The 11,928-nt window shown below is 68.2% G+C and carries 14 protein-coding genes; 5 read left to right on the top strand and 9 right to left on the bottom strand.

What is annotated here, in order from left to right; translation table 11 throughout:
• Positions 1-3: 3 nt before the first annotated feature.
• From flgG to IMW82_RS06945, 7 genes are all read right to left on the bottom strand, one after another.
• Complete coding sequence (gene flgG / locus IMW82_RS06915) at positions 4-789, bottom strand: flagellar basal-body rod protein FlgG (protein WP_108470743.1); 786 nt, start codon at positions 787-789, stop codon at positions 4-6.
• Between the two features lie 51 nt (positions 790-840).
• A complete protein-coding gene (flgF, locus tag IMW82_RS06920; RefSeq protein ID WP_108470744.1) occupies positions 841-1,581 on the bottom strand; it encodes a flagellar basal-body rod protein FlgF in 741 nt (246 codons plus the stop codon).
• A gap of 91 nt (positions 1,582-1,672) precedes the next feature.
• Positions 1,673-2,896 (bottom strand): flagellar hook protein FlgE, encoded by a 1,224-nt coding sequence (flgE, locus tag IMW82_RS06925; protein ID WP_108470745.1) that lies wholly within the window; start codon positions 2,894-2,896, stop codon positions 1,673-1,675.
• A gap of 37 nt (positions 2,897-2,933) precedes the next feature.
• On the bottom strand, positions 2,934-3,581 hold the full coding sequence (locus tag IMW82_RS06930) for a flagellar hook capping FlgD N-terminal domain-containing protein (RefSeq protein ID WP_108470746.1): 648 nt from the start codon (positions 3,579-3,581) through the stop codon (positions 2,934-2,936).
• A gap of 25 nt (positions 3,582-3,606) precedes the next feature.
• Positions 3,607-4,023 carry a flagellar basal body rod protein FlgC gene (gene flgC, locus IMW82_RS06935; protein ID WP_108470747.1) on the bottom strand — a complete coding sequence of 139 codons (417 nt, stop codon included), beginning with the start codon at positions 4,021-4,023 and terminating at the stop codon, positions 3,607-3,609.
• Positions 4,023-4,424: a flagellar basal body rod protein FlgB gene (gene flgB, locus IMW82_RS06940; protein WP_108470748.1), complete on the bottom strand. Its 402-nt coding sequence runs from the start codon at positions 4,422-4,424 to the stop codon at positions 4,023-4,025. The genes flgC and flgB overlap by 1 nt, the downstream gene beginning before the upstream one ends.
• A gap of 169 nt (positions 4,425-4,593) precedes the next feature.
• Entirely contained in the window at positions 4,594-5,532 is a 939-nt protein-coding gene (locus IMW82_RS06945; protein WP_211004092.1) for a chemotaxis protein, read from the bottom strand.
• A 186-nt stretch (positions 5,533-5,718) separates the two neighbouring features.
• Here IMW82_RS06945 and IMW82_RS06950 point away from each other — a divergent pair, with 186 nt between their 5' ends.
• The 5 genes from IMW82_RS06950 (at position 5,719) to IMW82_RS06970 (ending at position 10,002) form a co-directional block, all read left to right on the top strand.
• Positions 5,719-7,023: a methyl-accepting chemotaxis protein gene (locus IMW82_RS06950; protein WP_108470750.1), complete on the top strand. Its 1,305-nt coding sequence runs from the start codon at positions 5,719-5,721 to the stop codon at positions 7,021-7,023.
• On the top strand, positions 7,020-7,751 hold the full coding sequence (gene flgA, locus IMW82_RS06955; protein ID WP_211004093.1) for a flagellar basal body P-ring formation chaperone FlgA: 732 nt from the start codon (positions 7,020-7,022) through the stop codon (positions 7,749-7,751). The genes IMW82_RS06950 and flgA overlap by 4 nt, the downstream gene beginning before the upstream one ends.
• Before the next feature lie 93 nt (positions 7,752-7,844).
• Positions 7,845-8,168 (top strand): flagellar biosynthesis anti-sigma factor FlgM, encoded by a 324-nt coding sequence (gene flgM, locus IMW82_RS06960; protein ID WP_211004094.1) that lies wholly within the window; start codon positions 7,845-7,847, stop codon positions 8,166-8,168.
• The gene (locus IMW82_RS06965; RefSeq protein WP_211004095.1) at positions 8,165-8,611 is read left to right on the top strand and encodes a flagellar protein FlgN; all 447 of its coding nucleotides are present in this window, start codon (positions 8,165-8,167) and stop codon (positions 8,609-8,611) included. Before flgM ends, IMW82_RS06965 begins: the two co-directional genes overlap by 4 nt.
• A 107-nt stretch (positions 8,612-8,718) precedes the next feature.
• Entirely contained in the window at positions 8,719-10,002 is a 1,284-nt protein-coding gene (locus tag IMW82_RS06970) for an HDOD domain-containing protein (RefSeq protein WP_211004096.1), read from the top strand.
• Here IMW82_RS06970 and IMW82_RS06975 read toward each other — a convergent pair.
• A complete protein-coding gene (locus tag IMW82_RS06975) occupies positions 9,992-11,053 on the bottom strand; it encodes a TMEM43 family protein (RefSeq protein WP_108470755.1) in 1,062 nt (353 codons plus the stop codon). The two genes, IMW82_RS06970 and IMW82_RS06975, sit on opposite strands and share 11 nt — an antisense overlap.
• Complete coding sequence (locus IMW82_RS06980; RefSeq protein WP_211004097.1) at positions 11,053-11,925, bottom strand: MBL fold metallo-hydrolase; 873 nt, start codon at positions 11,923-11,925, stop codon at positions 11,053-11,055. Before IMW82_RS06980 ends, IMW82_RS06975 begins: the two co-directional genes overlap by 1 nt.
• Between the last annotated feature and the right edge of the window lie 3 nt (positions 11,926-11,928).

The raw sequence follows: 11,928 nt of genomic DNA on the forward strand, positions 1-11,928 counted from the left end.
GCCTCAGGTCTTGTTGGTGAGGAACTGCAGCATCGAATCGGCGGCGGACACCGCCTTGGAATTCATCTCGTAGGTGCGCTGGGTTTCGATCATGTCGACCATCTGCTCCACCACGTTGACGTTGGAGCTTTCCAGCGCGCCCTGCGCCAACGTGCCCAGGCCGTTGAGACCCGGCTGGCCGATTTGTGGCGAACCGCTGGAGGCGGTTTCCAGATAGAGGTTGTCGCCGTTCGGCTGCAAGCCGGCGGGGTTGATGAAGTCGGCCAGCTGCACGGTGCCGATCTGCTGCGTGGCGGCCTGGCCCGGCACGCTCACGCTGATGGTGCCGTCGCTGCCGATGGTGATGCTCTGCGCATTGGCCGGCACGCTCACGGCCGGGTCCACCGCGTAGCCGTTGGCAGTGACGATCTGTCCGTTCTGGTCCAGGTGCAGCGAACCGTCGCGGGTATAGGCGATGCTGCCGTCAGGCATCGTCACCTGCAGGAAGCCGCGGCCCTGCACGGCCACGTCCAGCGAGTTGCCGGTCTGCTCGATGTTGCCCTGGGTGAACAGCTTTTCGCTGCCGACCACGCGCACGCCGGTGCCCAGCATCAGCCCGGCCGGCGCCTGGGTCTGCTCGGTGGTCTGCCCACCGGGCTGGCGCAGGTTCTGGTAGACCAGGTCCTGGAACGAGGCGCGCGCGCTCTTGTAGCCGGTGGTGTTGGCGTTGGCGAGGTTGTTCGAGATCACGTCCATGCGCGTCTGCTGCGCATCGAGGCCGGTCTTGGCTACCCACAGGGATGAGAACATGTCGATGGACTCCGTCTGGACGTCTGGATGTCTTTATGAAATACGTATGGATCAGGTCATCTGCAGCAGGCGCGAAGCCGACTGCGCGTTTTCGTCGGCGCTGTGGATGGCGCGGATCTGCAATTCGTACTGGCGCGACAGCTGGATCATCTGCACCAGGGTCTGCGACGGGTTGACGTTGCTGGATTCGAGCACGCCGGACTTCAGGGTGACCGCCGGGTCGACATCTGCCGTGCCGCCGCCGCTCAGATGCATCAGCCCGTCGCTGCCCAGCGCGAGCTGGTCGGTTGCCGGGTTGACCAGCTTGATGCGGCCGACAGCGGCGATCGTCTCCGGTCCCTGCCCCATCGGCACCACCGACACGGTGCCATCGGCGCCGATGTTCATCTGCGCGCTCTGCGGCACGCTGATCGGGCCGCCCTCGCCAAGCACCAGGTTGCCGCGGGCGTCGGTGAGCAGGCCGTCGGGAGTCAGCCGCAGCTCGCCGGCGCGGGTATAGCCCTCGCTGCCGTCAGCACCCTGCACCGCGATCCAGCCCTGCCCTTGCACCGACACGTCGAGTTCGCGGCCGGTCTCGACCTGACCGCCCTCGCGCATGTCCACGCCCAGGCCCTGCGCCACGCCGTTGATCCGCGTGGGCATGCCCGGGCCCTGCACCGACAACGGCTGGAACGCCGACAGCTGCGCCTTGAAGCCGACCGTGTCGGCGTTGGCCAGGTTGTGCGCCACCTCGGACTGCGCCCGCATCATCTGCGTGGCGCCGGTCATGGCTACGTAAAGCGATCTGTCCATGTGGATTCCCGGGCGTGGTCAGTGGAGAACGAGAAACAGGCAGGGTGCGGCGATCCGCTTCTCCTGTTTCCCATTTCCTATTCCCATCCCCTCAATTGCGAATGTTGATGATGGTCTGGGTCAGCTGGTTGTCGGTGGAGATCACCTGCGCATTGGCCTGGTAGTTGCGCTGTGCCTTGATCATGTTGACCAGCTGCGCGGTGAGGTCGGCGGTGTTGGAGGCCTCCAGCGCGCCGGCCTGCACGCTGCCGAAGGTGCCGTTGCCGGCGGCACCCATCACCGGCGTGCCGGAATCGTAGGAAGCGGCCCAGTTGGTGTTGTCCAGCTGGCGCAGGCCCTGCTCGTTGGAGAACTGCGCCATGGCCAGCTGTCCCAGTGCGGTGGTCTGGCCATTGGAATACTTCGCCTGCACCACGCCCTCGCGCGACACATCGATGCTGGCCAGCACGCCGGTCGGATAGCCGTCCGTATTGATTGCACTGGCGGCGTAGGTATTGCCGAACTGGGTTGCCTTGCTCATGTCCAGGGTCAGCTGCATGGGATTGGAGCCCGGGCTGACCGTCACTGCCGGGAAACTCAGCTTGCCGTTGGCGGGCGCAACCAGCGCGCCGCTGCTGTTGAACGTGATGGACTGGGATGCGCCGGTCGAGGCACCGTCGATGTACAGGTTCGCGTTCCACACGTTGGCGGCCGGATCCTTGACGAAGTACACGGTGCCGCTGTGGGTGGCGCCGAGCGAATCGTAGGCAGTGAACGGCGTGGCCTGGTTGTAGCTGGTCGGATCGTTGCGCGGATCGAACGGCGTGGCGGGCGCCACGGCATCGGAGGGCAGGTTCAGCGACATCTGCACGGTGCTGGTGGCCTTGGCGGCATTCTGCGAGGTGAGCAACTGCAGGTCCGTCAGCGTGCTGGTGTCGAAGGTGCCATTGGACAGCGCCGGAAACACCTGCAGTCGCTGACCGTTGGCGTTTGTCACGAACCCGGCCTGGTCCTTCTGGAATGCACCGGCGCGGGTATAGGAGTAACCCTTGCCGTCATGCAACGTGAAAAAGCCTTCGCCGCTGATGGCGAAATCGAGGCTGTTGTTGGTCGTCTCCACGCTGCCACCGGTGAATTGCTGGGCCACGTTGGTCAAGCGCACGCCGCTGCCGATCTGGGTGGCGCTGAGGTTGGGGCCGGCGGCATTGAACAGCTCGGCGAATTGCGCGCGCGAACCCTTGAAGCCGGTGGTGGCGGTGTTGGCGATGTTGTTGGCGGTGACCTCGAGATCCGAGGAGGCCGCGTTGAGACCGCTCAATGCAATGTTGAAAGGCATCCGAGTAATTCCTCTGTGTTGAAGCCCCGCGGGGCCATCAGTTGATCTGCGCGACCTGACTCAGCAGGGCCCCACCAAAACCATCCACATCCAGATAGACGCCGTCGCTGCCGGTCATGCCCACGCCGTTGACCCTGCCGGCCACGTAAGTCGCCACGGCGGTGCTGCCGGCCTGTGCCTTGAGTCCGTAGGCACCGACGGGAAGCGTCGTGCCGCCTTCATCCTTGCCGTCCCAGTGGAACGCCACCAGGCCTGCCGTGGGCGTACCCAGGTTGAGCGTGCGCAGCACGTTGCCGCTCGCGTCGGTGACCTGCACCAGCACCGTGCCACCACCATCGGGCACGTTCACCGCGCCATCCAGACCACTGGCTTGCAGCTGGCCGACCGCCGATGGCACGGTGACGCTGCGCCCCACCATGCCGCTGGCCTGCAGCATCTGGTTGCCCTGCAGCGATTTGCCCAGACTGTCGAAGGAGGTCTGCAGCGATTGCGTCGCCGAGACCTGGCTGATCTGCGCCAGCTGGCTGACCATCTGCGACGAATCCATCGGCTTGGTCGGGTCCTGGTTGCGCATCTGCTGCACCAGCAGGCTCAGGAAGTCGGCCTGGCCGAGGGTCTTTTCCTTGCCCACGCTGGCCGCCTGCGCGGCGCTGGAGCCTACGCCGGAAACATTCATGTCGCTCATGCCGCATGCCTCATGGTTCGCCGCCTCACTTGCCCAGGTCCAGCGTCTTCTGCATCAGCTGGCGCGTGGAATTCATCACCTCGACGTTGTTCTGGTACGAACGCGAGGCGGAGATCATGTTGACCAGCTCGTCCACCGGGTTGACGTTGCTGCTGTAGACGTAGCCGTCGGCGTCGGCCAGCGGGTTGCCGGGTTCGTAGCGGCTGGGGATCGCCGCCTGGCTCTCGCTGACGCCGAGCACCTGCACGCCTTCGCCCGGCGCATCGCTGCCGTCCAGCCGGTTCTTCACCGCGGCGAACAGCGGTTCGCGCGCGCGGTAGGCCGCTTCCGGCGTGGTCGCCACGCTGTCGGCATTGGCGAGGTTGCTGGCCACCGTGTTCAGGCGCAGCGACTGCGCCGCCATGCCGGAACCGGCCACGTTGAAAATCGAGAACAGTGACATCAGCCCTGGCCTCCGCTGATGGCGGTGCGCAGCATGCGGATCTGCGCGGTGATGAAGGACAGGCTGGCCTGGTAGTGCACGCCATTGGCGGCGAAGGCAGCCTGCTCGGCCTGTGCATCGACGGTATTGCCGTCCATGCTCGGCTGGGTCGGCACGCGGTACGCCAACCCGTCCGCCGCCGGCCCGGCCGCATCGATCTGGCCGGGCCCGGTCGCCTGCAACGGCAGCGTGTCCGAAGCGCCACCCGCGGCGGCCAGCACCTTGCGGAAGTCGATGTCGCGGGCCAGGTAGCCGGGTGTATCGGCGTTGGCCAGGTTGTTGGCCAGCACTTCGGTACGGCGCTGCCACAGATCCAGCGCCTGGGTGTGGATGCCGAACAGGTTGTCAGGGGTCAGGGACATCGCTTCGCTCCGCGTGCAGTTGCCGCACGGAGCTGGAGGCAAATTGCATGCCACCACGGGGGAAAGCGTTGCTGCAGCTGGGCTGGCGAGGCCATGCCCGCGATGTGACGAAGGCGGCGCCGGCGAAAAGACGGATTGTTGACGCTGCCTGGCGCGAGCTGCGCCGGAGTCAGCCTGCCGGCGCTTCCGCCGGCTCCGGCAGCAGCTCCAGCACGGCCTGCGCCAGCAGGTCCGGCTGGAACTTGGCGACGAAGCCGTCGGCCTTGACCTCCTTCACCATCGCCTCGTTGAAGATGCCGCTGAGCGAGCTGTGCAGCACCACCTTGAGCTGGCGCAGGCCCGGCGTCTCGCGGATCGCGCGGGTCAGCGCATAGCCATCCAGGCGCGGCATCTCGATGTCAGATACCACCAGCTTGACCCCATCGGCAGGATCGCCCGCAGCGAGTTGCTGCAGGCGCTCGAGCGCCTCGCGGCCATCCGTCGCCACCACGCACTCGATGTTCATTTGCTTGAACAGGCCGACCAGCCGGCGACGGGCGATCAGCGAATCGTCCACCACCATCACCCGCCGCGACGACAGCGCGCGGGTGTCGGCGGCGCGCTGCATCTGCACGGACAGCTCGGCTGGCGCCGCGTCGATGCTGGCCAGCACGTGCTCCACGTCGACCACCGCCATCAGCGCGCCGTCGATGCGGGTTACCGCGTTGACCCGCGCGCCGAAGCCCAGGTTGCCGGGCGGCGCCACCAGCGTCTCGCCCGCGCACTGCACCATGCGCTGCAGGTCCGCCACCAGGAAGCCCTGCACCGAGCGGCTGAACTCGGTCACCATCAGGTGCGCCGACTCCACCTCGCGCAACGGCGCATAGCCCAGCGCGGCGGCCAGGTCGATCACCGGGATGGTCTGCCCGCGGTAGTCGCAACTGCCGGCCAGCAAGGCATGCACGCCCGGCATGCGCTCCAGCGGCGGACGTCGCAGCACTTCGCGCACCTTGAACACGTTGATGCCGAACAGCTGTTCGTCACCGAGCCGGAACAGCAGCATGGCCACGCGGTTGTGCCCGGCCAGCCGGGTGTGCTGTTCCACTTTTTCCAGCAACGTGCCGCCCATGCGGACTCCTCGGGTGCGTTGCCGCCATGGCGGCTGTCCGCGTTGGCTATCGGCCGGAACCCGGCGCGCTTGAGCGGCCATTGCCGCGCAATCTCCATGGCATGCGACTTGCTTCCTCAAGTTCCAAAGGTTTTTGTCGATGCACCGGTTGCACTCCCGCGCCATACACAAGGTGATCTCCACCCCATGAGCCTGATCTGGAACCAGCACCTCACTGCCCTGGTGGAGGCCGCTGCCGCGGGCGACGACGTGAAGCTCGCGGCGTTGCGGCGCCGCTACCCGCGCGCGGCGCTGGCGCTGGCGCCGTTGCTTGCCCGCGTCGCCAGCCGCCCGCCCGCTTCCGTGGCGCTGCAGACGGTGGAACAGCAGAGCCTGGTACTCGGCGCGGTGCAGCAACTGTCGCGCGAGCAGGCGGCACTGGAGAAGGCCGCCAGCGAAGGCCGCGGCAGCGTCGATCGTTTGACGGACGGCAGCGCCGGTATCTCGACGGCACTGCAGCAGATCGGCGCCGATCTCGACCAGGCCGGACAGGCCGGGCAGGCTGGCGAACGCAGCGTCAGCGAGCTCGACGGCCAGCTGCGGCTGCTGCGCAGCGCGCTGTCGGCGATGAACCGCAACCAGAGCAAGCTGGCTGAGCAGGTCGCGCAGATCCGCAAGCTGACCGGCGTGGTGCAGGAGATCGCGCACCAGACCAACCTGGTGGCGCTGAACGCGGCGATCGAGGCCGCGCGTGCCGGCGAGGCGGGCCGCGGCTTCGCCGTGGTGGCCGACGAGGTCAAGCAGCTGGCGGAAAAGACCACGCTCACCACGACCGAAATCGAGACCGTCACCGGTTCGATCGGCGATTTTTCGCTGCAGCTGGACGGCGACGTGCAGCACGGCCTGCAGCAGCTCGAGCGTGCGCAGGCCGGCGTCGGCCAGTCCGGCGCCACCCTGCGCGAGGGCCGCGAAGTCCTGCAGGCCGCCAGCGGGCGCATCCACAAGCTGCAACAAAACCACGACGTGCAACACGCTCGCGCCACCGCGGCGCAGGCCGCGCTCGGCGCGCTGCAACGTCGCGGCAACGAGGCGCGCCGCCAGTCCGACTCGCTGCATCGTGCTGCCCTGCTGGCCCACCGGCTGGGGCTGGACTGGCTGGAGGGTGAAAGCGGCCGCGACCCGGCCAGCCTCAGCCTGACCCTGCGCGAGGCAGCGCTGAACCTGCGTCAGGCGGCGGAACTGGCGCTGCTGGAACCGGGCGCGCTGGACCGGCGCTGGTTCGATACCCATGCGATCAACCGCAGCGCCAGCCGGCTGGGTGCCCTGTACCAGGGCCATCCCGCCAGCGCCGGCCTGAACGATGGCGGCGCCCGGCTGTGCGAACAGGGCAGCCGCTTCGTCACGCTGCTGTGCGATGGCCAGCTCGAACAGGCCACCGCGCTTTCGCAGCAGATGGAGTCCGGGCGCGAGGCCCTGCTGGGGCAACTCGGCGCCCTGCTGGCAGACGCATGAAGCAACGCCGGAGCATCGTCACCGGCTTGCTGGTCGCCATGCTGTGGTCCGCCGCAGCGTGGCCCGGAAGCGCCCATGCCGATCGTGCAGCGGCCGCGACGCAATCGCCCGACAGCGTGCGTGCCGTGGCCGAACAGGCCATGCGCGAGCACTACGCGCTGCCGGGCAGCCGCGTCGTGGTCAGCTCCACGCCACTCGACCTGCGCCTGCACCTGGCTGCCTGCCGCGAGCCGCTGCGCGCGATGATTCCCCCCCAGGCGGCGGCTTCCTCGCGCATGACGGTGCGGGTGCAGTGCCCGCAGGACGGCGGCTGGACCGTGCGGGTGCCGCTGCAGCTGCAGCTGTTCCGCAGCGTGCTGGTGGCCAGCCGGGCGCTGCAGCGCGGCGACGGTGTGAGCGCCGCGGACGTGCGCGCCGAAGAACGGGACATCACCCGGCTCGGCTATGGCTACATCGAGAATCTCGACCAGGTGGCCGGCCGCACGCTGGCCCGCACGCTGGCCGGCGGCAGCGTGCTCTCGCCCGGTGCGCTGGGCGGCCGCCGCATGGTGCGCGCCGGCGACCATGTGGAAATGGTGGCCAGGCTCGACGGCATCGAGGTGCGCGCGGCCGGCGTGGCGATGGGCAGCGGCGACAATGGCGCCCGGCTGCGGGTGCGCAACGAAAGTTCGGGCAAGGTGGTCGACGCGATGGTCAGTGCGCCCGGCGTGGTGGTCGCGCTGCCATGAGGACCTGTTCCTGATCTCCAGGCGCCCCTAAAGTTTCCGCGAAACCGGCCGATCTGACAGTCACAGGGCCACACCCCCAGCGAGAACGGACCCATGAATACGACCATTTCCAACAACGGCTTGCCGAAATTCACGCAGGCCACCGGCAGCTCGGGCAACGGCCCGTCCACCGCGGGCGCCAATCCGCCAGATGCCACCGCTGCCGCGCCCAAGGCCGATGACCAGGTCAGGCTGACCGACTCGGCCCTTGCGTTGCAGCAGGCGGCCCGCGCCGGCGACGCGCCGGTGATCGATTCGCAGCGGGTGGAACGGCTGCGCCAGGCGCTGGCCGACGGCAGCTACAAGGTCGATGCCGGACGCATCGCCGACCGCATGCTCGCACTGGAGCAGCAACTCGGCGGCACGGGCAAGGCATGAACCAGCAGCTGCAGCACGAGCTGGACGATGCGCTCGCCGCGGTGCTGGGCGACATGCAGCAGGCGGTCGACCAGCTCGCCCGGGTGCTCGAGGCCGAGCGCGCCGCGCTGGACACGCGCGACAGCGACGCCCTGGGCCAGGCCGGCACGCGCAAGCAGACCCTTATGCTGCAACTGGAACAGCTCGACGCCGAGCGCCAGCAGCTGGCCTTCGAGCAGCCGGCCGCGGCGGCCGCAGCGACGTCGGCCTGGAGCAGGGTCGTGCAACGGCTGCAGTACTGCCACCTGCTCAACCAGCGCAACGGCAGCGTGGTCAGCCAGCGGCTGGGCCAGACGCGCCGGGCGCTGGCGGTGTTGACCGGCCATGCCGGCGAAAGCGAGCTGTACGGACGCTCCGGCGAGCTGCACGCCAGTTTGCGCTCACAGGTACTGGCGGCGGTGTGACGCCGAGATGAGCGATGGCAGCGCCACCGGCCACACAGGCGACCTTCCCACTGACCGCGGAGCAGCCGCCTGCGGCATGCCCTCGCCCTAACTCACGACGACCGATCATGAGCAACCTCAACGCCTCCATCGCTGCCTCCCCTTCCATCGGCGCGCCAGGTTACGACGGCATGCCGACATCGGCGCCGCTGCCGGTACTGCGCGTGCCGATGCTCGATCGCGAACGCCAGCTGTTCGCCTACGAGGTCGTGTTCCATCGCGAACCAGGCGACGAACAGACCCTGCTGCAGTGCGTGCTGTCGACCATCACCGACGGCGCGCTGACCCGGCTGGTGCGCGGCAACCGCGCGTTCCTCAACATGCCGGCCGAGCTGCTGCCGGAAGATTCCGACGTCTTGCTGCACCAGCCGCGCCTCGGCGTGGTACTGCAGCCGGACGTGGCCAACGACGCGCCACTGATGAAGCGCCTGCAGCAGATGGCGCAACGCGGGTGCCAGTTCATGCTCGACGCGAGCGGCGTCGACCTGGAAAGCAGCCTGTCGCTCGAGACGCTGCTGCAGATGGTGCAGCTGGTGCGGCTGGATGCCAGCCATCTGACCCCGCAGCGGCTGAAGGAACATGCCGAGCACCTGCACCTGCGCGGAATCCAGGTGGTTGCCGGCCACGTCAATGACCACCCCACCTACGAACGCTGTCTGGAGTTGCCATTCGAGGCGATCCAGGGGCGCTACCTGCTGATCCCACAACCGGTGGCGGTGCCCGTGCTCACCGCCAACCGGCTGAGCATGCTGCGCCTGATGCGCGTGCTGCAGGAAAGCAACCCCGGCCCGGTGGAACTGGGCAACATCGTGCGCGACGACGCGGTGCTCAGCTACAAGCTGCTGAGCTGTGTCAACTCGGCCTACTTCGCGCTGCCGCGGCAGCTGAAGTCGGTGCAGCAGGCCGCGATCTTCTTCGGCGTCACGCGCATGCGCAACTGGATCGACACCATGTCCATGTGCGGCATGGACGACCGCCCACCCGAGCTGCTGCGCGCCGCACTGATCCGCGCGCACATGTGCGAGAAGCTGGCCACCGGCATGCCCAACGGCTATCCGGAGATGGCCTTCACCGTGGGCCTGTTCTCCCTGCTCGACACCCTGATGTGCGCGCCGATGGAATTCCTGCTGACCCACCTGCGGCTGGTGCCGGAGATCAGCGACGCGCTGACCGGTCGCGGTGGCCCGTTCGCACCCTTGCTGAAGCAGATCATCGCCTGGGAAGCTGGCGAGCTGACCAGCGAACACGCCGTACCGCAGCGCATCCAGCGCATGGCCACGATCTACCTGGGCGCCACGCAGTGGGCCGACCAGGTGTTCGCCTCCGCGGGCGGCAAGTCGGCTAGCGCATGAAAGAAGGCGTGGCTGTGCCGCGCGCGCGACGCAGCCGCCACCCGGTGAGCAACAGGCCGAGTACCGTCAGCGCCAGCCAGCCGCACATGGTCCCTGTGTCGTTGCCAAGCCAGAGCACGCTGGCCACGCTGCCCACCACCAGCGCGCCCAGGCCAACAGCCAGCAGCGGATCGTGCCGGTCGCGCTGGGCCGAGAGCAGCGCAAACGCACCCAGCGACGCCAGCAGCACGGCCAGGATCCGCCAGCTCAGCACGTATTCCGGCGGCACCGGCAGGTCCGGGAAGATGTCCAGCACCGGCACGTCGCCGACCTGCACGACGTAACCCTTGCCGTCGGCCGCATCGCTGGCCGCCACCAGCCGGTCGCCGTCGATGCGGCCGACCACGGTCAACTGCTGCAGCGGCACTTCGTTCCAGCTCACCCGCACGTCGCCCAGCCGCGGATCGCCCGGCCGCGCACTGGTCACCAGGTAATCCTGGTAGCGGGTGAAGCTGGCCGCGAGGTTTGCCGGCAGCGCGCCAGGGTCCGGCGTGACCCGCTGTGTGCCCGGCAACGCATGCAGCAGCACGGGTCCCAGCCCGAACCCGCCGAGCCGCACCAGGCCGGCGTCGAACTGCTTGCCGCTGAGCGGGAAGCTGGCCGGGTTCGCATGGCCCTGCGGCTCCTCGAAATGGCCGGCATCGAGCAGGTGGTCGACCCAGTCCAGTTCGTAGTGCACGCTGCTGCCGACACGCACTTCGCGCCACTGGAACATCTCCACGTGGCGCACCAGCACCGGGGTATTCGCCAGCAGGTTGAAATCAGGGTCGCGCGGCGCCTCCACCACGGTCGGCGTGCCGACCACCCGCGCCATGGCGCCGTGCTGGCCGCCGCTCGGCGGCGAGTTCGCCCCCAGGTCGATCACCTCGCCACCATGCAGGCTGGCCACCGCGCGGTAGTTCAGCAGGCTGCGGGAAGTCATCGCCACCAGGCCGATGCCGGCCAGCACCAGCAGCGCGCCGAAGATGTTCAGCAGCAGCCCGCGCATGGATATCCTCCTGCGAAAATCCATCAGGCCACCCCGGTCCGATGCTGCGGCGGGACACCGCGCAACGCACGCTGCTCGTCGGCGGTACCGAAGCGGCCGCGTTCGTCGCGGGTCACCCGCGCCAGCGCGCACTCGTGGTCATGGGTAAAGAACAGTCGCACACCGCGCGCCAGCTTGTCTTCCAGGAACACGCGCTTCTCGTCGACCAGCTTCTCCGGCCAGCGGTCGTAGCCCATGGTGATCGGCAGATGCACCCAGAAGCGGCCGGGGATCAGGTCGGCGCAGAACACCACGCCGCCGGCTTCGGCCAGCATCAGGCCCGGCGTATGGCCGTCCGAAAAGAAGAAGCGAACCGACTCGCCCAGCGTCTGCGAATGTTCGCCCTCGACCAGCTCCAGCCGGCCGCTGGCTTCCAGCAACGGCTGCAACTCCGGCACGAACGAGGCGCGGTCGCGCGGGTGCGGATGCGTGGCGCGGCGCCAGTGCTCCGCACCCACCACGAAACGCGCGTTCGGGAACAGCAGCCGCGGCGGCTGGCCCTCTTCCCATGCCGCCAGCAAGCCGCCGGCATGGTCGAAATGCAGGTGCGACAGCACCACCACGTCGATGTCCTCGTGGGTGAGCCCGGCCTCGGCCAGCGAGTCCAGCAGCACATGCCGCGGTTCGACCACGCCGTAGCGCTCGCGCAGCGCCGGCTCGAAGAATGCGCCGATGCCGGTCTCGAACAACACGTTGCGCCCGTCCAGATCCTTCACCAGCAGGCAGCGGCAGGCAAGCGGAATGCGGTTCTCTGCATCCGGCTCGATCCAGCGCGACCACAGCGCCTTCGGCGCATTGCCGAACATCGCACCACCATCGAGTTGCTGCGAGTTGCCCTGAATCGAGAACAGTTCCATGGC

Source organism: Rhodanobacter sp. B2A1Ga4 (genome assembly GCF_018101315.1).
Taxonomy (GTDB): Bacteria; Pseudomonadota; Gammaproteobacteria; order Xanthomonadales; family Rhodanobacteraceae; genus Rhodanobacter; species Rhodanobacter thiooxydans_A.